Below are 21,015 nucleotides of genomic sequence, written 5' to 3'. Positions count from 1 at the left end.
ACTGAGAATAGAAAGTTTAGGATAAGATTAAATCAATATTAGAAAGAGATGTCCCTGAAAATAGTATTGACAATTTTTCACAAAACGATAGAATAAAACCGTATTCTGAGCAAATTTATATAAGAAAGAAGGAGTAAGAATGAAAGTTAAATTTGTCAAAATCATTGCGGTTTTAGCAATGGTGTTGTCCGTATTTGTGGGCATCCCATCTGTCTTGGCGGCAGATACCTATGAAGGGGTCGGTGCCGGCAAACACGGAGATATCAAGGTGGAAGTCACAATCGATCAAGATACCATTACGGATATTCAAGTCAAGGAAAGTGGAGAAAATGAAGTCTTGGCTGAGCCGGTTTTTACCGAACTACGTGAAGCCATTATTGCGCAAAACTCTGCCGATGTGGATGTGGTCTCAGGGTCTTCCGCAACCTCTAAGGGTTACATCGAAGCCGTCCAAGATGCCATCGAAAAAGCAGGAGTGAGTCTGGCTGCGGTCTCTCAAAAGAAAGATGAAAGTAAAGACAAAGACCAAACTGCCTCTGAAGAAGAATTCGACGTGGTAGTCGTAGGTGCTGGTGGTGCCGGTCTTTCAGCTTCTATTGAAGCAGCCCAAGCAGGTAAAAAGGTTGTCCTAGTTGAAAAAATGCCAGCTGTTGGGGGTAACACCTTAATTTCTGGGGGCGAAATGAATGCGCCTGGTAACTGGGTTCAAGAAAAATTAGGCATCAAAGATGACAGTGTAGACCTTTACTATGAAGATACCATGAAGGGTGGCGACCAAAAAGGTGATCCAGAAATGGTGCGGATTTTGGCTGAAAATGCCTTGAAATCTGCGGAATGGCTTAAAGATGAAGTGGGTGTAGAATTCTTAGAAGACCAACTCTTCCAATTTGGCGGCCACTCTGTAAAACGGGCCTTGATTCCTAAAGGTCATACTGGTGCTGAGTTAGTGACTAAATTAAAAGCCAAAGCCGATGAAGTCGGTGTTCGGACTGACTTAAATACGACAGTTAATGAATTAATCCAAGACGAAAACGGCCGGGTCACAGGGGTTAAAGCAACGACTCAAGATGGCCAAGAAATAACTTATATGGCTAAAAACGCAGTGATCTTAACTGCTGGTGGTTTTGGTTCTAACGTGGAAATGCGGAAAGAAGCCAACCCAGAATACGATGAACGTTACTTATCTACGGATACTGTTGGAACAACCGGTGATGGCATTGCCATGGCTGAAAAAGTCGGCGCTGCGACAACCAATATGGATTCCATCCAAACCTATCCTGTAGCTAACCCTGAAACGGGTATGATTTCTTTACTAGCAGATACTCGTTTTGATGGTGCAATCCTGATTAACCAAGAAGGTAACCGGTTTGTGGAAGAATTGGAACGGCGTGACGTAATTTCTAAAGCCATTTTAGCCCAAACAGGCGGCTACGCTTACGAATTATGGAATGATGAATTGGACCAAATTTCTCATTCAAAAGAGACTCATAAGGCAGAATACGAAGAATTATTGAAAACCGGTCTTTTAGTTGAAGCTGATTCTTTAGAAGAAGTGGCTGACTTCTTTGAAATTGATGCGGATGCTTTGAAAGCCACCGTTGATAAAGTCAATGAATACGCCAAGTCAGGTGAGGATAAAGACTTCAACCACCGGGCTGGTCTCCATGACTTATCTAAAGGTAAATACTACTTAATGAAATGTAAACCATCTGTTCACCATACTATGGGTGGTTTGGTCATCGACAAGGATACGCACGTCTTAGACAAAGACGGCAAGGCCATCGAAGGTCTATATGCTGCCGGTGAAGTTACTGGGGTTATCCATGGTACCAACCGTTTAGGCGGTAACGCCATTGCTGACATTATCACCTTTGGTCGTATGGCTGGCCAAAATGCCGCTAAATAATTAATCTTTGAGGGAGCCCAAGCTGCGTGCTTGGGCTTCTTTTTTTCTATCAAAAATCATTGCCAATTTGTTTGGGTGCTGGCTAGCGTCTGGTAGCTTTGATTGGCGAGCTAGTTATACCCAGCTCGCTTCTACATTAGTCCAGCAAAAATGTTCGTTTAGCCACCCTCGGCTAGGGCAAAGATTCGAGTTTTGAAAAAGTGGAGTGGTGTATGGGAATAAGATTCGAGTTTCGGAAAACTAGAATCTTTATAGAATTTAATGTGCCAATCGAGATAGATTCACACACTTTTTAGACCAGAACAGTTGCCATCCCCCTGACGTATGCTAAAATAGTGGGCGAACGAAAAGGGGATGACTCATGCAAGCAAGTAAACAACAACTGGATTTAACTCAGGGACCGATTATTAAATCCCTGCTGATTTTTTCTTTACCAATTATAATTTCTAATCTCTTCCAACAATTGTATGGGGTCATGGATTCCGTGATTGTGGGGAACTTTTTGGGAGACCAAGCCTTGGCGTCCGTCGGTGCGACGACGGCAATCTTCGAATTGATTGTGGGCTTTGCCTTGGGGATTGGGGCAGGCCTGTCCATTATTGTGGCCCGGTATTATGGTGCCCGCAATTATCAAATGGTCAAGCGCGCCACGGCGGCCTCCCTAATTATCGGACTAATCATTTCTCTCATGGTCATGGTGATTGGTCACTTTGGCTTAAAGCCACTCCTAAAAGTCCTAAACACCCCTGCTGAAATTTTTGACCAGGCCTTTGACTATATCTATATTATTCTGATTTTTATCTTAGTCTCCTTTGCCTATAATTTAGGCGCCGGCCTCCTCCGATCGATTGGGAACTCCATGGTGCCGCTCCTTATTCTGGTGTTTACTTCCTTCTTGAATGTCGGTCTGGATATCTTTATGATTACCGTCCTTCAAATGGGAGTTAAAGGGGCCGCCTATGCAACCGTCATTTCCCAAGCTATCTCAGTGGTTATTACCTTTATTTATATTTATAAAATAGCTCCCGTCCTCGTGCCCACTAAGCAACAATTCAAAAACCAGCCCCAACTCTACCAAGAATTAATGAGCCAAGGCATGGCCATGGGTTTTATGTCTTCTATCGTTTCCATTGGATCAGTTATACTCCAAACTTCGGTCAACAGTTTTGGTGTGGCTGTCATTGGGGCTCATGTGACTGCTCGTCGGATTCTTTTCTTCTTTACTATGCCGACGGGGTCTATCTCTACTGCTTTAACCACCTTTGTCTCACAAAACTTTGGCGCTCGTCAATTTGAGCGGATTCGCCAGTCCCTTTTTAAATCCAATCTCATGTGTATCCTTTATTGTTTAGTTGGCAGCATCTTTATGATTTTTGTCACTAAGAACCTCATGCACCTGTTAACTGGATCGAATGATCCGGTCTTGTTGAATACCGGCTTCCAATATATTATGTGGGCCTTGCCCTTTACGCCTTTCCTTTCAGTCTTGATGAACTATCGCAATGGCCTTCAAGGTCTCGGTATCAAACGGGACCCGCTCATGTCATCGGTGATCGAAATGATTGGGAAAATTCTCTTCGTCATCTTCTTAATCCCGACCCTGGGTTATCTAGGGGTGATGATTACCGAGCCAATTCTATGGACGATTATGGCCATCCAATTAACCATTGCTTACTTTGTCAAAGCCAAACCAATTTTAACTCACCCTTCTAAGGAGGAATAGGAATGTATCCTACAATTTCAATCTCAGAATTCTTAAGCCGCGCAGAAAAATCAGCCCTAAATCTCTTAGATGTTCGTGGTCCGCAAGGCTTTGCAGCTAGCCACTTGCCCCAAGCCCAGTCTAAACCCTATGCCGACATTCTTACTTGGTCCAAAGATTTAGATTCCAACCAGGACTATTATGTTATTTGTGCTATCGGTCAAACTTCAGCCAAGGCGTGTGACTTTTTGGCTAGCCAAGGCTTTAAGGTGACCAATATTGAAGGCGGTATGGCTGCCTTAGACTCAAGTTCTGATCTGGGATAGGATGGTTCTTACATGCGGATAGACCGTCTACTCCAAGTCAATGATTTTGGTTCCAAGAGTGACCGCAAGCATCTTTTTCAACGAAAAATTGTCACCGTTGACCAAAGGGTGATTACCGACGGATCCATCAATGTGGATCCAGGCTTACAGATCATTAAAGTAGGGAACCACTTAATTACTGGTCCCCAAGAATACTATTGGATGATGAATAAACCCGCCGGCTATGTGACTGCCAATAAAGATATCACCAAGCCGGTGGTTTTTGACTTATTACAAGCCCAAGACCGCCATCCTGACCTCTATAGCTTGGGTCGGTTGGACCGGTTTACCGAGGGACTCTTGATTTTGACCACCAATGGACCTTTGAGCCGGCGTCTCTTACAGCCCCACCAACATGTTGCCAAAACCTATGCGGTGGAAGTGAATGGTTTTTTGGGGTATGACCAGGTTCAAGCCTTTGCTCAAGGGATTGTGATCGATCAAAGCTATCAATGTCAACCTGCTCAACTCCAGATTATTCAAGCAGGTTCAAGTGCCAGTCGCGCCCAGGTTACCCTCCATGAAGGCAAGTTCCACCAAGTCAAAAAAATGTTTCTTTCTCTTGGTGTCAAAGTCACCCAACTCAAACGTCTTAGCTTTGCTGGGATTGACTTAGACCCTGATCTCGCCCCTGGACAATACCGAGTTTTAAAAGCAGATGAACTAGCACTCATCAAGGCTTTTTTAGGGCCTCAAAAGCCTGTTGGAAAGTAAGCGCTTGCCTTATTAGTCGCTTTTAAAGGCAAAATAGAGTACAATGAGGAAAAGAACAGGTTTTAATAGATAAAGGAGAAACTATTATGAAATCAGACAATATGCGCGAAAGTAGTAATGTGGAGGACCGTCGTGGTCAATCCTCGGGCTCGTACGGGGGCCGGACTGGTATGGGCATGGGTTCTGGTGGCCTAGGCTTACTCCTACAATTATTATTATCCGGACGGGGTGGCTCAAAGTGGCTCATTCTTATTGTCCTAGCCTTTATGATTTTTGGTGGTGGCTTCTCGTTAACAGATATGTTCTCAGGATCCAAAACCACAACTGACTCTCAAATTATTCAACAAGAAGGAACGCAAACGGGTGATCTCACCGATGCGGAGGGAGAATTTCTGTCTAAAGTCTTAGCTTCAACTGAAGACTTCTGGACGAAGAAGTTCCAAGAAGAAGGTCGGACTTATACGCCGACGACCCTTGTCTTATATTCTGGCGCTACTGCGACCAATGGTTGTGGTGTGGGGCAAGCTCAAGCGGGACCTTTCTATTGTCCGGGGGATAAGAAAGTCTATATTGATACCTCTTTTATTCGGGAATTAGCCAACCGTTATGGGGCTAAGGGTGACTTTGCTATGGCCTATGTCTTAGCTCATGAAGTGGGGCACCACGTGCAAAATGAAGTGGGGCTCATGGATGAATATAACCAAGCCCGTCAAGGCATATCCGAAAGTCAAGCTAACCAATTAAATGTACGGTTGGAATTACAGGCTGACTATTTAGCTGGTGCTTGGGCTAATTATGTTCAAGGTGAAGGCCTTTTAGATCAAGGTGATATTGAAGAAGCCATTCAAGCGGCTTATTCAGTGGGGGATGATACCCTCCAAGAAAAAAACTATGGCCGGGTTATGCCGGATACCTTTACTCATGGTAGTTCTGAACAACGGACCAAGTGGTTCAAACGTGGTTTCCAATATGGCGACTTCGAACACGGCGACACCTTCTCCGGTTCGATTGATATTTAATAGGCTTTACCAAGGCTGAGACTGAATATAGTCTCGGCTTTTTGTTTTGTTTGGATTAGGGTGTGGGCTGGATTTTTGAATGGGATATAATTATGGAAAGGAGGAAGATGGATTCTTTACCTGGCTGATAAGTGTGGAAAAATTGGCGGTATTTTCTTTACTTTATGCAGGAGTCAGGAAAAATCTGGCTGTAATTCTTTACTTTTCCGAAAGTCAGGAAAAAACTAGCTGTAATTCTTTACTTTTCCGAAAGTTAGGAAAAGAGAGTAGATTTTTCTTTACTTGATGGATAAGTCAATAAAAAATTCCAGACTAGGACCTACAGTCATGAAAGCCATTTGTAGAATTCCATACCAGGACCTAAAGTTAGGAAAGACTGTTGTAAAAACCAAAGACTTAAGCATGACTTCAGCCGATTTTTGATGCGGATTTCTAACGATAAGCGGCGTAAAACACTGACCGAATAGGATCCGACTAAAGTGCAAGAAAATATTTTTGTCTCAACACCCCTTTTCTCTTGCAATTAAAAATAAAGAGAGTATAGTATAGGTATGGTAGTTAATTAGAATTTCTCTAAATAATACCAAGAAAAATATTTTAAATTTATAATAGGAGGAATTTATTATGGCAGACAAAAAAGCATATGAAGTTTCAAATGAAGTAGTGGCAACCCTTGGTACTTTATGGACTAAGCTCCACCAATATCATTTCTATGTACAAGGCCCTCACTTCTATTCATTACACGTTAAATTTGAAGAAATGTATGATGACATCGCAGAACAATATGATGATCTTGCTGAAATGTTATTAACTATGGGTCAAGAACCTGTGGCAACCCAAGCAGAAAACCAAGAATTATCCGTCGTTAAAGAAAACAAAGACGACAAAAATTTAGCTGCCGATGAAATGGTGGCTAACTTATTAGCAGACTACAAGGCGACTTCTGCAAAAATCCAAGAAGCCATGCATGCAGCTCAAGATGACGATGAATCTTGTCTAGAAGATTTACTAATTGAAATCAAAACTTCCGTAGATACTGCTGTATGGATGTTATCTGCTTACTTAGGAAAAAAAGTAGAAAAATAAGCAGCAGGCTAAAAGTCGAAAATCTTTGATTTTCGCAAAATGGGCCGATAAGTGACGTTTTTTTTAGTGGCCCAACAAGTGAGGGACAATCTAAAGTGCTGAGAATCTCTCTTTCAAATCAAGGGACTGGACATTTTGTTCAGTCCTTTTTTAGTGTAATCATGACTAAAAATAGTAACCGTGTGCATTAATCGGTCTAAATGCACAAAAATAGCCACGCGTGTGCATTGATTAGTCTCAATGCGCAAATAAAATAAAATACACCTGTGTATTGCGCCATTTCAATACACAAAAAATGTCACCCGTGCGCATTCAACCCTTACAATGCACAAAACAAGGAAACTTTTCCGTCTATCCCAAGTTTGCCCTGATTTTAATGCATAACTTTATTTACCCGTTTTAAGTCCATTTTAGTTTCACCCCCTATAATAAAACGATCAACAAAAGTAACTTTCTTCTTCTCTGTCTTTTTCCGACTTTTGTTGAAATAATCAATGAAAACTTGAGCCTTGCACTCCTAACAAGGGCTCAAGTTTTTTTGATCGTCTAAAATATAATAAGTGACAAATTGTCACTTTTGTGGTAAAGTAGTCCCATACTCAAAAAAAGGAGGCCGAAAAAATGGTTGAACAACGTTTTTTAAACTTAAGTCCTGAAACCCGGGACCGATATACAAACCAACTTTTAGATATTTTCCATAATAAAACCAATGCGGCCATCTCGGTGACTGATATTGTCAAAGGTCTAGAGATTGCACGCGGATCTTTTTACAAGTATTTCAAGGATATCGATGACGTTTCTGACTACCTGCTCAAGCAGGCTATTGTCCAAATCCATCAAGATATTCAAAAACACCTAGACCAGACTGGGGATATTTTTCAAGGGACTCAGGCATACTTACAGGCGGTCGCTGCCTTAGACCCTGAAAGTAAAACTTACAAACAACTTCGTTTGATTGGACTCCGTCGCCGCTTACATGCCCCTCATGGCCATCTCGCCATGCAATCTGCCCTAAGCCAGACTGTCCAAAAACTTGGCGACCAGGCTAATTGGGCTTTTGATACCAAAGACTACCAAGTCTTCCAAGGCCTTCTTGGCGATTGGGTCATGAATGCGGTTGATAAATTGGTGAGTCAAGCCTGGCCTTTGCCGGCAGTTTTGGACGAGTTAAGTCATCTCCATTTCTGGCTGACCCAATCGGTATATGCAAGACAAGATTCACAAACACAAGAAGGAGGTAGAAGATGAAATTAGCTTGGCAAGAGATTCGTTTTAATCTCAAAAAATATGCACTGGTTGAATTTTTACTTTTTATGATGATTTTTATGGTGGTCTTCTTATCCGGACTGACTAATGGACTGGGGCGGTGGGTTTCGGCTGGAATTGAAAACCAAACGGCCAACCAATATTTATTGTCATCGGATTCTGAAGGAGTGGTTACTTTTTCAGATTTGGAAAATCAAGCGGACTTAGAAAAGTATGACCTTGATTCGGGAGCTGGCCTAACCATTCAACGGTCAGGGGTCACCTTTAATGATGTCGCTGACAAGCAAGACATCACTTATTTCGTGGTAGATCCAGATAAGTTCTTGGCGCCCCAAACCATTGAAGGTCAAGATCTCAGCCAAGACGCCAAAGGGATTGTCCTGAATGAGTCCTTCAAGGCGGACGGCTTAAAAGTAGGGGATACCCTAAAAGATTCAAGTTCTGACCTAGAATTAAAAGTGATTGGTTTTGCTAAGGATGCTTATTACGGCCATAGCCCGGTCGGCTTCATTAGCCCTGAGATCTTTACTCAAATCCGTCAAAGCAAGCAAAAAGATTATACTTACAGTCCTCAGACCTATGCCTTTGAAGACAAAATCGAGGCTGAAGAAAGTCAAGACTTAGTCCTTATGGGCAAGGCTGACCTCATTGAAAAAATCCCTGGCTACTCGGCCGAACAATCTACTTTGAATATGATTCTCTGGGTTCTTTTAGGAGCTTCTGCTGCTATTCTCGGCGTTTTCTTCTATATCATGACCATCCAAAAGACCCGACAGTTTGGCGTTTTAAAAGCTATCGGTATGACCATGGCTGAGATTTCTCGGATTCAATTATGGCAAGTCTTTCTCTTAGCCTTAATTGGTGTAGTCTTAGGGGCTGGTCTGGCCATTGGTTTGGGACAACTCTTACCAGTGACCATGCCTTTCCACTTGAATTACCTCCAAGTGGCCCTAGAATGTTTAGCCTTTATTGCCATTACCTTGTTAACCAGCTTGGCTTCCATTCGCCGCATTAGCCAGATTGATCCAGCAAGTATTATTGGAGGGAGTGAAGATTAATGAATGTCTTAGAATTAAAACATATTTCCAAAGCCTATCCTGACGGTCAAAATCAACACACCGTCTTAGATGATATAAACTTAGAGGTGGAAGCTGGTCAGTTTATTGCCATAGTCGGCCCATCAGGGTCAGGTAAATCAACCTTCCTATCCATCGCCGGCATGCTTTTATCAGCCGATGAAGGTCAAGTTATTCTAGGCGGCCAAGATTATGGAAAAGCTAAGCAAGCTGAATGGACCCAAGTCCGCCGCAATCAAATCGGATTTATCTTCCAATCCCATGAACTGATTCCTTATCTGAAAGTTATGGACCAATTGGAGTTAGTAGCCCAAATGAAAGAAGCTAGTCCGAATAAAAAACAAATCAAGGCCGATATCCAAGATCTTTTGAAAGACTTGGGTATGGAAGGGGAAGCAAAAAAATATCCCCACCAATTATCAGGCGGCCAAAAGCAAAGGGTAGCCATTGCCCGAGCCTTTCTAGGCCAACCCCAATTAATTCTAGCAGACGAACCGACTGCCAGCCTCGACGGTGATCGGGGGCATCAAATTGCAGAATTAATTCGTAAAGAAGTCAAAAGTCGGGGCACTGCCGCAGTCATGGTGACCCATGATGAACGGATTCTCCATCTAGTTGACCGGGTCTATCATTTAGAAGGGGGTCAATTAGTGGCCTTAAGAGACCAAGCTCAAGCACAACCCAGTAATTAAGCATAGATGATTTTTTTCGAAACCTCAGCCTAAGCTAGAAATTTCCTAAAAAAAATTAGTCAGCCTGTCTCAGTCTGTTATAATAGGAAAAGTAACTATGATTGAAAGAAGGTCTAGATAGGTGCACGATTCAGAAAAATCGCATTTTAATTATCAAATTATCTTGGATTCCATCCTCGTCGGTCTGGTCGCAGGTTGTGGTGCCGTGGGTTATCGTTATCTCCTAGGATATGCCAGCCAAGCCTCTGGCTGGATGTACAGCCATCTTGATATCTACGGGATTCTAGCAGTGATTGCCTTCCTCTTGCTGTCAGCCTGGATTACCTATAAGCTCTTGGTTTGGGCGCCTTATTCTGGTGGGTCTGGAATCCCCCAAGTGATGGGTGAATTCTCAGGACTCATGAACATGCAGGCCGGTAAAATTGTGGTCTCCAAGTATGTAGGTGGGCTTTTGTCCATGCTCGCTGGCATGTCTTTAGGAAGGGAAGGCCCATCTATCCAAATTGGTTCAGCCTTAGGAAAAATGACTTCCAGTTACCTGAAACGGGATTTAACCAAGGAGCGGATTTTAATTACGGCGGGTGCAGCAGCCGGGTTGGCCTCTGCATTTAATGCCCCGATTGCGGCGACTTTATTCGTCATGGAAGAAGTCCATAAGAATATCGGCACGCGGATTCTGTTGCCAGCGCTCTTGGCTTCCTTGACCTCTGACTTTATTTCTAAATTGGTCTTTGGTATGGATCCGTCCTTCCATATCCGGGTGCAAGAAGCTATGCCGTGGCAAGATTATGGCTATCTGATTGGCCTTGGTCTGGTAACAGCTGTAGTAGGATATTGTTTCTCTCAATTGCTCTTGTCCTTACAGACTTTGAATAAACGTTTTATTCCCAATATCTGGCTCCGGGTTACCCTGGGTTTCTTGGTGGCCGGGTTGACAGGCTATTTCTTATTTAATTTGACGGGATCTGGCCATGATAAGGTGGTTGAACTCTTAAACCAACCGGCTGGGCTCCAATTTCTCGTTTTATTCTTAGCCGGCAAACTAATTTATACCTGTATTTGTTATGATTCCGGTGTGCCAGGCGGCATTTTCTTACCTGTCCTTGTCCTTGGTGCCTTATCAGGTATGGTTTATTTTCAAGGACTGACATCTCTAGGCCTTGATGTGGACCCCTTTATGAGACACTTTGTTATTTTCGGGATGGCAGGGATTCTGACCGCTGTGGTTCGGTCACCGATTACTTCGATTCTTTTGGTGTCTGAAATGACGGGTTCATTAAGTCATATCTTGTCGATTGCCATAGTGGCGGCGGTGGCTTACCTAGCTACTGAAGTCGTGGAACTTAAACCAATTTATGATTCACTTTATGAACGGATGTTTGATAATGTTAAGGCCATTAATTTATCTCCAGAAAAAGTAACCCTCCAATATGTGGTGCCTGCTTTTTCTGACCTGGTCGGCATGGAAATTAAAGACATGGCCCTACCAGAAGATGCCTTAATTATCGACCTTGTCCGGTCTGAAGTCTCCTTGATTCCGAGAGGACGAACCCGACTCGCTGGTTTAGACCAATTAACAATCATGTGTAATTTGGCCTCAGCTGGTCAAGTGCGGGACTATTTCCGTCGTCTAGGCGACGATGTCGGTCCGGCTCAAAGTAGTCGAGAGGACTTGGAATAGGGGTTCATTAAAGGCAACGATTATATAGATCCTGATTAAGATAAAAAAGAGCTTGGACAAGAAACTTTTGCCCGAGCTCTTTTTATAAGCCTTACTTGGCTGTAGAAAGGGTCCCAAATACTCTGACAGCCGCCTATAAGACTTCTATTAGAAGAAGTCTCTGGTATCTATGGCATTGCAAAAAATAAAAAAACGACGAGTCCAAACTCGTCGTTTTTTATGTGTGCTTTATTGAGTCTCAGCTTGTGTCTTACTTGAACTTACAGGGAGGACTTTTTATACTAAATGAAGAGACCTCAAGAGAGAAAGGAAGATTTTATGACTGATTATCAAATTCCTCAAGTTTGGGAGTGGGACCAAGCTAATGATGACCTAGCTGGCAACCGTCCAACCGCGGGCGCTCGGTTTGACCAAAGCTTGCCTGTCGGTCAAGGCGATTTACAAATTTATTCGTTGGGAACACCCAACGGCATCAAGGTGGCTATTATGGTCCAAGAACTACTTGCCCTAGGTAAAATAAGTGACCAAGATTATGACTTGTTTAAAATCAAAATAGGTGAGGGCGACCAATTTGGGTCTGACTTTGTGGCCATCAATCCTAATTCTAAAATTCCAGCCATGGTTGACCGTAGCCAGACACCCGCTTTGCCTATTTTTGAATCGGGATCAATTTTGCTATATTTAGCAGAAAAATATCAAGCCTTATTGCCTGATGACCTAACTGGACGGACGCAGACCTTAAATTGGGTCTTCTGGCAAACAGGAACGGGTCCTTATGTGGGCGGTGGCTTTGGTCATTTCTTCCATTACGCACCGACACCACAGAAATATCCGATTGACCGTTTTACTATGGAAACCAAACGCCAATTGGATTTATTAGACCAATGGCTTGGCGATCATGCCTATATGGTAGGGGAAAACTATACCATTGCGGATATTATGATTTGGTCTTGGTATGGCCAATTAATCAAGGATGATTTATACGAAGGTGCGGCCCAATTTCTTGCAGCCGACACTTATAAAAATCTAGGGACTTGGGCGGATAAAATTGCGGCCCGGCCCGCTGTTCAAGCCGCTTTAGAGATGGAATATCAGGAAATCTAAGATGGCACAATTAAACGAAGACCTAGACTTTGAAGTGCTGGCAGTAGTTAGTGAAATACCACGGGGTAAGGTGGCCACCTATGGTCAGATTGCTCGCTTAATCGGCCAGCCCAACCAGGCCCGCCTCGTTGGCAAAATTCTGAGTCGGGCTGAATATTTCGGTGACTATCCCTGTCATCGGGTCGTCAACCAGGCCGGTCGCTTAGTACCCGGTTGGGCCGACCAAGCTTGGCTTTTGCAGGCAGAAGGGATCCCATTTAAGAAAAAAGGCTACGTTGATATGGCTGCTGCCCAATGGGAAGACTAATTATGTGATAGGTGGGTGTCGGACGTGGTCCGACACTTCAATTTAATTTGATAATGAGGAAAGCCCTAGCCGTATCGGCCAGGGCTTTATTAAATCAATCCCCACTCTCGGTAAAGCTGGTCGACGCGGTGAGTGCAGTTTAAAGTTCGTTCAGCAGACATAATCGGACTTTCAATCAAGCCTTGGTCTAAGCAAGTATTAAAGTAGTCAATTTCATAGACGAAATCATTGGTCGTCGCATAGTGATAGTCCCCATAGGCGGTTTGGATTCCTAAGTTTTGGACCATCGCTTGAGCCCGAAGTAAAGACCGAGAGGAGAGGGCTTGTCCTGACCGGACTTAGACGCCAAAAGCCTTTGATAAAAGCGGGGCAAAATCGAAGCGGTTGAAACCATTTCGTATTGGTACATATACTGTCTTCCTTTCAAATTGGGGCATTAATAGGAGCGTCTAGTCGTCAATTCTTAAAAATTAGCCTCAACGAGTAAACATACCTAGTTCTCTAAAGAAAATTTATTAAGCTAGCTTGGTAAATTTCAGGGACTTAGCCCTAAGGAGTGCCTATCCCAAAAGTCCAAAAATTAATCTTATTAAGTCCATTTGACCATGATTTTTTGCTGGGTAATAAGCTTCCCTTACTCTCTGTAACAATCGTAATATTAATGTAACATTCTATTTGTGAAGCTAAAAAATGATAACCTATAAAACATTGTTAAATAAAGGTTTTAGAAGTGATAAATTGACAAATTAACACTTTACATTGTGTAGTCTGAGCATATCATTTAGAAATGTTACAAAACCATGTTATGATGTAATTAAGAATTCTTAATAAATAAAAAAACAAAGGAGGACAAGCAACGATGAAAAAAGCAATAAAAATTTTACTTTTCATTCTATTTTTATTTGCCTTAAGTATTTTGTGGCCCAATATTGTAACCTATCAAGCAGTTGCTGGCCTTAAGGGCTTAGAAATGCCCCAAACTTATCCCTTGATTGGGCAATACATGCCACACTATTTATTCTGGGGAAGTATCGCCTTAGCAGCGATCTTACTCATTGCTTATTTAATTTTTCTATTCTCACCTTCTGCTAAAGCAGGAGTGGAACTCACTGATAACCAAGAAAAAGGACAATTGGTGGTCAAACCCTCTGCCATTGAAGGCTTAGTCCAAAGTATTCTTGCATCGGAAAGAGCGGTTGAACAAGCTTCAACTAAGGCAACCATATATGATAAACGGATTGATGTGGATATCAAAGGTCAAATCGCACGTACCTCTGGTCTTTATGGTCAAGGACAAGAAATTGCCCGCCGGATTCAAAGCGAAATTAATGATTTATTAGGCCAAGATTATCCTGCTCGAATCAATGTTACTTTTAAGGACATTGCCCGTAACGATCGCGGTAATGTTAAGTCAAGCCAAGCACGGGTCATTTAAGGAGGATTTTATGAAGGATTTAAAATATTTATATCAAGCCCATAAATTTCTAGTGATCTTTGCGCTAGTGGGCTTTATTACGGCATTACTCTTTGTCACAGTCGGATTTTTCAGAACTATTTTTGTATTTGCTTTTGCGGCCCTATGTGGCTTCATTGGCCATTACCTGGAAAAAAACGGCTACTTCCGTTAACCGAGTCAATTATTAAAAGGAGCAATCTGAATCATGGAAAATAATAATCTAAACCCTCAAGTTGCTGGTGACTTAAATTTTGCAGACCAAGTCATCCAGAAAATTATCACACGTGCCTTAGAATCAGTGCCAGGTGTCTTAGCTGCTAAAGGTGGCTTTGCTTCCGGTCTAGCTGATAAACTGGTCAACCGCGCCAATAAAACCGACGGCGTGAGTGTCGAAGTGGGACAAGAAGAAGTGGCAGCTGACCTTGATATCGTAGTTGAATACGACCAAGATTTGCCTCGAATTCAAGCAGATATTAAGCAGTTAGCTTACGATGAAATTAAATTACAAACCGGTTTAGAAGTCATTGAAGTCAATGTGAATGTGACCGATATTATGACCCGGCAAGAATTTGAACAAAGTCAAGTCAGCCTACAAGACAAACTAGCTGAAAATAAACCAGCCCCCAAGCTTAATTTTATATAGAGAAAGTTGAACTGTTACCCAAACCATAGGAGGAAAAATTATGAATAACCAAGAAAATAACTATACAAACCAAGATATCAATGCTGTTGAAACCGTTGAAAACCATACTGGAATCCGCGGAGAGTTAACTTATGAAGATAAGGTTATCCAGAAAATTGTAGGGATTGCCTTAGAAGATATCCCAGGCTTATTAGGGGTTTCTGGAGGCTTCTTTTCAAATGTGGCCGGTAAGATAGTCAATACCGATGACAAAACTTCCGGTGTGGGCGTTGAAGTCGGTAAAGAACAAGTAGCGGTCGATTTAGATATAGTAGCCGAATACGGTGAAAATGTTGCGACCATCTACGACAAAATCAAAGAAGTCGTCTCTGCTGAAATCAATAAAATGACAGACTTAGAAGTTGTTGAAGTCAATGTCAATGTCGTTGATGTGAAGACCCATCAACAATACGAAGCAGAACAAGTCACTGTTCAAGACCGTCTCTCTAATGCAGCTGAATCAACTAGCAACTATATTTCTGAACAATCCGATAAGGCAGAACGCTACTATAATAAACAAGAAGCCAAATACAAAGCCAACAACCAACCGCGCGTAAAATAGTGAGGTTACCCATATAAACATACTTATCAAAGGGCCAGTGAATTTTCTAATCATATAAACCAGCCCTTGTTAAGAAAAACCAACTCCTAAAAGGGTTGGTTTTTGTTTTTTAGTTAAACTAGGGAGAATTAGGAGGAGCTTCTCAAATAAACTTGTAGGTTCTTTAATTTTATGCTAATATAATTTTAATTTTTCAGACCCAAGTGCTATCATTTAACCAAAGGAGCCATATTAATGAAAACTAAACTTAGCTCTAAAGAAATCCTCCTCTTAGCCTCCACCTTATTCGGCCTCTTTTTTGGTGCCGGTAACCTAATTTTCCCGGTCCAACTCGGCCAATTAGCTGGCGCTAACCTCATCCCGGCCATCATTGGCTTTCTGATTACTGGAATTGGCTTGCCTCTTTTAGCAGTGGCAGCTATGGGCTTGACCAATAGCCGGGACGTGCTGGAAATGGCTCGCCCAGTTTCCAAGACCTACGCCAAAATCTTTACCATCCTGCTTTATCTTTGTATTGGGCCATTTTTTGCCATTCCGCGTTTAGCCATGACCTCCTACGAAATTGGCATTGTGCCCTTTATCCAAGCTGACCAATACGACCTTTTCCTGGCTATTTTCTCCGTCCTCTTTTTCATCGGTGTCTGGTGGTTCTCGCAAAATCCTTCCAAAATCCTCGACTATGTCGGCAAGTTTTTGAACCCCGCCTTTTTACTGCTCTTATCAATTCTATTTATCCTATCCATTCTGAATCCTATGGGGGATCCCATGGCTACCGCGGTGGACACCCAATACCAATCACCTTTAACCAAGGGCTTTCTTGAAGGCTATAATACTCTGGACGCCTTGGCAGGTTTGGCTTTCGGTATCCTCGTCATTGCGGCCGTTAAACAGTTCGGCGTGACCCAACCCAAGCATATTTCCCGAGAAGTCTTCAAGGCGGGTGTCCTAGCCACCCTGATGATGGGAATCATTTATAGCCTTTTGGCTTATACTGGAGCTTCTTCAGTGGCGACCATCGGCCTCCAAGAAAATGGTGGTCTCGGCCTGGGTTTAATTTCCCAGCATTATTTTGGCCATTACGGGTCTATTCTAGTCTCCTTGATTATTTTCCTGGCTTGTTTTAAGACCAGTATCGGCTTGGTGATGGCTTGTTCCGAGAGCTTCCATGAATTGTTTCCGGCGGTGTCCTATAAGGCTTTAACCGTGATCATTTCAGTGATTCCAACGATTCTGGCTAACATTGGACTTAGTCGGTTTATCCAATATACCTTGCCGATTTTGATGTTTATCTATCCTTTAACTATGACCCTGATCTTGCTCCAATTCTTGAAAGTCTTACTTGACCGTCATTTTCCTCAGATTGCTTTTTACTGGGTGACCGGCTTGACCCTGGTGGCTGCCACCATTGATGCGGTCAATGCCTTGCCTGACCCTTTCAAAAAACAGCCCTGGGCCCAAACCTTAATTCAGCTGGGTAAAGATTACCTACCTTTCTTTAAGTTTGGCATGGGCTGGATCTTACCGGCCATGATTGGTTTAATTATTGCCTATATAATTGCGGCCTTCCGTCCTAAATCAGGTCGGACCGCCTAAAGCAAATCTAATTAGCTAAATTTTAAAGTATGGAACTGTACCAAAAACAATAGTTGGTACAGTTTTTTTATGTAGCCAGGACGGGAGCTCTGCGCGTTTTGTGCATTGCCGGGTTTCAATGCACAAGCTCAAAAAAATCCTCATTAAAATAAAAAACTTTCCAAATACCACATAAGCCACAAGCAATTTTTACTTCCAAATCCATAGCACCCCCTTGAAAAATAGAGTAAAATAGATATTAAGTATAAAAAATGCTGGCTAGGCAAGGGAGGGGGGACTGACAATCCAACACTTCCCTCCAACTACTAGCCGAGCAGTTAGAAAGTAGGAAGATGCATGACCTTTCAATTAATCGAAACGCATTCCCTTGAAGACATCCAGTCTCAAGGTCAACTCTACCTCCATCCCGAAACCGGTGCCCAAGTCCTTTGGCTAAAAAATGATGATACCAACCGGGCCTTCACCATTTCCTTTAATACCCCGCCATATTCTGATAACGGGATTACCCATATCATCGAACACTCCGTCCTCAACGGCTCTAAAAAATACCCCACTAAAGAACCTTTTGTAGAACTGCTCAAAGGCTCCCTTAATACCTTTGTTAATGCCATGACCTTCTCAGATAAAACCATTTATCCAGTGGCTTCCACCAACCAAAAAGACTTCTCCAATTTGATGGGAGTTTATCTGGATGCGGTTTTCCAACCCAACTTCTATGACAATGATTTGATCCTAGCCCAAGAAGGCTGGCACTATCACTTAGAAAAAGCCGAAGACGATCTAATCTATAAAGGGGTTGTCTTCAATGAAATGAAGGGGGCCACTGCTTCACCGGAACAACAACTTTACAACCATATGATGCGGATGCTTTATCCAGATACCTTCTACCAATATGAATCCGGTGGGCTACCTTCAGCCATTACGGATCTGACTCAAGCGGAATTTATCGACTACCACCGCAAGCACTACCATCCATCTAACTCCTTAACGATTATATACGGCGACTTGGATATCGACCAAGCCTTAGCTCAATTAGGCGAATATTTTGACGGTAAGGGCAAGGGCCAAGTAGTCGACCTACAAATCCCCATCCAAAAACCTGCCGTCCGCGACCTTAAAGACAGCTATTCCTTAGCACAGGGTGATGACCCAACCAATAAAGATTACCTCGCCTTGGTTTGGCATACCGGCCTAACTACCAATAGCCTGGAAGGAACTGCCCTGGAAGTTATTAATAAACTCTTGATGGGTCATAATGAAGCTCCGCTGAAGAAAGCTTTACTCGAAGCAGATATCGCCGCCGATGTTTGGGGCGAAGTCAACGATTTTGGCTATCCAACCGGTTATGCTATCGTAGCTAAACACACGGATGCGGAAAAGCAAGCTCAATTCAAGCAAATTGTTTTTGATAGCTTGCAAGAAGTCTTAGTCCAAGGCCTTGATAAAGATCAAATTGAAGCAGCCCTTAACCGTTTGACCTTTGTCCTTAAAGAAGAAGCCATTTCTGAATCCTCACCGCGGGGCGTGATTGCCGGAATGAAGGTCTTGTCAAGCTGGCAATATCAAGGTAACCCATACCAAAACTTAGAATTTACCCCTATCCTAGATGAATTACGGACCAAGGCAGCCAATGGCTACTTGGAAGACCTCATCCGGGAAAAATTAGTCAACAATGATTACCTGGCCCAAATCACGCTTGTTGCTGAACCGGGTAAATCTGATAAGCATGAGGAAAAAGTTTTGGCAGACCTTCAAGCCTACAAGGCTCAATTAGATTCAGACCAAGTCCAAGCCATGGTGGATAAGACCCAAGCCTTGATTGAACGGCAAGAAGCGTCTGATACACCAGAAGACTTGGCAACCATTCCAATGCTCACCCGGCAAGATTTGAAGGCTGATCTAGACTTAGAAGCAGTCAAGGTGTCAGCTTTTGGTATAAAAGGCAAGGCCTATAATGCTGACCTCTTTACGTCTGGCATTGACTACCTTCAATTATTTATTGATATTTCTGATCTCCCAAATTCAGCCTACCCACACTTAGGCTTATTAGCTGCCTTAATGGGCCGGATTCCGACCCAGTCTCATTCCGAGACTGATTTACAAACCCTTATGGACCTGCATACGGGTGGTTTAGCTGCTGGTATCAATATTTATGAAGTGCCGGGCCAAGAACCAAAAACCTACTTTGTCATTAAAGGCAAGGCCTTAGAAGCCTCACTGGACCAAATGGTTGATTTAATGAAGGAAATCTTCTTGGAAAGCCAATGGACGGCACAAAAAGATATTCTGCAACGGATTCAAGCCATGATTTCCTCCTTCCAAAACCGGATTAATTATGGCGCCAATGCGCTGGTCATGAATCGTGCGCTTGCCCAATATAAAGCTTCGATGTTCTTGAACGAACAAGTTTCAGGAATTGACTTCTATAACTTCTTAAAAGCTAGCCGGGATGCTTTAAAGGCTGATCAAGGCGAATCTTTAACGAGTGAACTCCAAGCCTTAGCGGACCAATTGGCCAACCCTGACCGGCTCTCTCTCTTCTATGTTGGCCAAGCTGACCGTTTGGATACGATCAAAGCCAAAGTCGCAACTAGCTTTAAAGATTTAGCCAGTCAAGCCATGGGGCCAGCTGTGACCCATCCGACCGGTCAAGTTCAAAACGAAGCCTTCGTCACCGCCCAAGATGTCAATTATGTGGGGCTTTCAACCCCAGCCTTGGCTGACTTGACTTATGCTGGTAAGGTTTATGTCTTAGGCACCATTCTCCGCTTAGACTATCTATGGAATAATGTCCGGGTCAAGGGGGGCGCTTATGGCGCTGGCTTCCGTCATGTGCGGACCGGGAATATTGAGTTTGCTTCCTACCGCGATCCAAATATTGATAAGACTCTGGCCACTTACTTGAATACGCCAGCTTATATTGATAACTTGGCCTTGACCGACCAAGACCTCTTGAAATATATTATCGGAACCTTGTCTAGTATGGACCAACCCTTATCTGCCTATGATAAAGGAGTGAAGGCCTTGTCGCTTTACTTAACTGGTCAAGGTGTGGATAGTCTCAAGACTTATAAAGAGGAAGTGCTGGCGGTCCAAGAAGCTGACTTGAAAGGCCTAGCTGATAGCTTCCGTCAAGCCTTGGCAAGCTATTCTAAGGTGGTTATTGGGAATAAGACCCAGATTCAAGCTGAAGCGGACCAATTCGACCAAATCTATGATTTATTCTAATTAAGTCAAAAGTAAAAGGACCCTGATGGGGTCCTTTTTGCGTGCAAAAATCAGCAAGTACTCGCAAGGAGAGTTGAGAGAAATAAATGGGCAGGGTGCGGGGAAAATTGTTGTGTATTTTAAGGCGGCTGCAAAAGCTTGGACCGTACAGTGGTGGCACGTCTTCTGCTTGATTGTCGTCGAGCTCCAGACTTGTCTGGCTGTGGAGGGCTGGGAAAAACCAATCCCTCTTATATTAATAAAATATAAATTAATTATCGCAGTGGTTGACTGGATGGAAACGGTGTCGCAAAGCGACTTGTTCCATCGAGTCAACTGTACGGGTCGGGCAGACGAAGCGAAAATAATAGATTTTCTACTTCTTGCCCGCTCCCTCATGTGCCAGCCATCCTGAGACCACTATCGGCCAAGCTTTTACTCACCGCCTAAAAAAATAAAATGAACAGTTTAATATAACTGAACAATTTCTCTTAGATTTTATCTCTAAGAATGATGAATTATCTGCTTTATTACATGGATATAGAGGATACTGAATGAATAAGTTGATAAAGTTATATAATAATGAAGAAAAGAGCA

At 42.9% G+C, this 21,015-nt stretch carries 19 protein-coding genes; 18 read left to right on the top strand and 1 reads right to left on the bottom strand.

All coding sequences use genetic code 11. The features are described from left to right. Window positions 1-139 precede the first annotated feature (139 nt). From HMPREF9257_RS06005 to HMPREF9257_RS05945, 12 genes are all read left to right on the top strand, one after another. Entirely contained in the window at window positions 140-1,906 is a 1,767-nt protein-coding gene (locus HMPREF9257_RS06005; RefSeq protein WP_006418162.1) for a flavocytochrome c, read from the top strand. Window positions 1,907-2,267: 361 nt separating this feature from the next. Then, window positions 2,268-3,629, top strand: coding sequence for an MATE family efflux transporter (locus HMPREF9257_RS06000; RefSeq protein ID WP_006418189.1), 1,362 nt, complete (start codon window positions 2,268-2,270; stop codon window positions 3,627-3,629). A 2-nt stretch (window positions 3,630-3,631) separates the two neighbouring features. Beyond that, the gene (locus HMPREF9257_RS05995) at window positions 3,632-3,934 is read left to right on the top strand and encodes a rhodanese-like domain-containing protein (protein WP_006418568.1); all 303 of its coding nucleotides are present in this window, start codon (window positions 3,632-3,634) and stop codon (window positions 3,932-3,934) included. Window positions 3,935-3,946: 12 nt separating this feature from the next. After that, a complete protein-coding gene (locus HMPREF9257_RS05990) occupies window positions 3,947-4,687 on the top strand; it encodes a 16S rRNA pseudouridine(516) synthase (protein ID WP_006418373.1) in 741 nt (246 codons plus the stop codon). 86 nt (window positions 4,688-4,773) lie between these two features. Then, on the top strand, window positions 4,774-5,706 hold the full coding sequence (ypfJ, locus tag HMPREF9257_RS05985; RefSeq protein ID WP_006418433.1) for a KPN_02809 family neutral zinc metallopeptidase: 933 nt from the start codon (window positions 4,774-4,776) through the stop codon (window positions 5,704-5,706). A gap of 624 nt (window positions 5,707-6,330) precedes the next feature. Continuing rightward, window positions 6,331-6,792 carry a Dps family protein gene (locus HMPREF9257_RS05975; protein WP_006418417.1) on the top strand — a complete coding sequence of 154 codons (462 nt, stop codon included), beginning with the start codon at window positions 6,331-6,333 and terminating at the stop codon, window positions 6,790-6,792. Window positions 6,793-7,413: 621 nt separating this feature from the next. Then, the gene (locus tag HMPREF9257_RS08790; RefSeq protein ID WP_006418324.1) at window positions 7,414-8,040 is read left to right on the top strand and encodes a TetR/AcrR family transcriptional regulator; all 627 of its coding nucleotides are present in this window, start codon (window positions 7,414-7,416) and stop codon (window positions 8,038-8,040) included. Further along, the gene (locus tag HMPREF9257_RS05965; RefSeq protein ID WP_006418168.1) at window positions 8,037-9,116 is read left to right on the top strand and encodes an ABC transporter permease; all 1,080 of its coding nucleotides are present in this window, start codon (window positions 8,037-8,039) and stop codon (window positions 9,114-9,116) included. The genes HMPREF9257_RS08790 and HMPREF9257_RS05965 overlap by 4 nt, the downstream gene beginning before the upstream one ends. Next, entirely contained in the window at window positions 9,116-9,826 is a 711-nt protein-coding gene (locus HMPREF9257_RS05960) for an ABC transporter ATP-binding protein (RefSeq protein ID WP_006418237.1), read from the top strand. Before HMPREF9257_RS05965 ends, HMPREF9257_RS05960 begins: the two co-directional genes overlap by 1 nt. Window positions 9,827-9,947: 121 nt before the next feature. Further along, the gene (locus HMPREF9257_RS05955; RefSeq protein WP_006418505.1) at window positions 9,948-11,507 is read left to right on the top strand and encodes a ClC family H(+)/Cl(-) exchange transporter; all 1,560 of its coding nucleotides are present in this window, start codon (window positions 9,948-9,950) and stop codon (window positions 11,505-11,507) included. Window positions 11,508-11,825: 318 nt separating this feature from the next. Then, window positions 11,826-12,611, top strand: a complete 786-nt coding sequence (gene yghU, locus HMPREF9257_RS05950) for a glutathione-dependent disulfide-bond oxidoreductase (protein WP_006418391.1) — start codon at window positions 11,826-11,828, stop codon at window positions 12,609-12,611. Window position 12,612: 1 nt separating this feature from the next. After that, window positions 12,613-12,918 carry an MGMT family protein gene (locus HMPREF9257_RS05945; protein WP_006418338.1) on the top strand — a complete coding sequence of 102 codons (306 nt, stop codon included), beginning with the start codon at window positions 12,613-12,615 and terminating at the stop codon, window positions 12,916-12,918. An 89-nt stretch (window positions 12,919-13,007) separates the two neighbouring features. Here the strand turns inward: HMPREF9257_RS05945 and HMPREF9257_RS05940 are convergent, their stop codons facing one another. Beyond that, complete coding sequence (locus HMPREF9257_RS05940) at window positions 13,008-13,205, bottom strand: hypothetical protein (RefSeq protein WP_006418590.1); 198 nt, start codon at window positions 13,203-13,205, stop codon at window positions 13,008-13,010. A gap of 572 nt (window positions 13,206-13,777) precedes the next feature. Here HMPREF9257_RS05940 and amaP point away from each other — a divergent pair. The 6 genes from amaP to HMPREF9257_RS05910 all read left to right on the top strand — a co-directional run bounded on the left by amaP (window position 13,778) and on the right by HMPREF9257_RS05910 (window position 20,439). Then, window positions 13,778-14,353: an alkaline shock response membrane anchor protein AmaP gene (gene amaP / locus HMPREF9257_RS05935; protein WP_006418412.1), complete on the top strand. Its 576-nt coding sequence runs from the start codon at window positions 13,778-13,780 to the stop codon at window positions 14,351-14,353. A 10-nt stretch (window positions 14,354-14,363) separates the two neighbouring features. Then, window positions 14,364-14,546 carry a DUF2273 domain-containing protein gene (locus HMPREF9257_RS05930; RefSeq protein WP_006418281.1) on the top strand — a complete coding sequence of 61 codons (183 nt, stop codon included), beginning with the start codon at window positions 14,364-14,366 and terminating at the stop codon, window positions 14,544-14,546. A gap of 33 nt (window positions 14,547-14,579) precedes the next feature. Then, the gene (locus HMPREF9257_RS05925; protein ID WP_006418546.1) at window positions 14,580-15,017 is read left to right on the top strand and encodes an Asp23/Gls24 family envelope stress response protein; all 438 of its coding nucleotides are present in this window, start codon (window positions 14,580-14,582) and stop codon (window positions 15,015-15,017) included. Window positions 15,018-15,057: 40 nt separating this feature from the next. Beyond that, window positions 15,058-15,618, top strand: coding sequence for an Asp23/Gls24 family envelope stress response protein (locus HMPREF9257_RS05920; protein WP_006418578.1), 561 nt, complete (start codon window positions 15,058-15,060; stop codon window positions 15,616-15,618). 234 nt (window positions 15,619-15,852) lie between these two features. Further along, on the top strand, window positions 15,853-17,211 hold the full coding sequence (brnQ, locus tag HMPREF9257_RS05915; RefSeq protein ID WP_006418396.1) for a branched-chain amino acid transport system II carrier protein: 1,359 nt from the start codon (window positions 15,853-15,855) through the stop codon (window positions 17,209-17,211). Window positions 17,212-17,547: 336 nt separating this feature from the next. After that, entirely contained in the window at window positions 17,548-20,439 is a 2,892-nt protein-coding gene (locus HMPREF9257_RS05910) for an insulinase family protein (RefSeq protein WP_006418574.1), read from the top strand. The last annotated feature ends 576 nt before the right edge of the window (window positions 20,440-21,015 follow it).

Origin of the sequence: Eremococcus coleocola ACS-139-V-Col8, assembly GCF_000183205.1 — a bacterium.
Classification (GTDB): Bacteria; Bacillota; Bacilli; order Lactobacillales; family Aerococcaceae; genus Eremococcus; species Eremococcus coleocola.
Note: the sequence above shows the minus strand (reverse complement) of the source record. Positions and strands in the feature narration are given on the sequence as shown.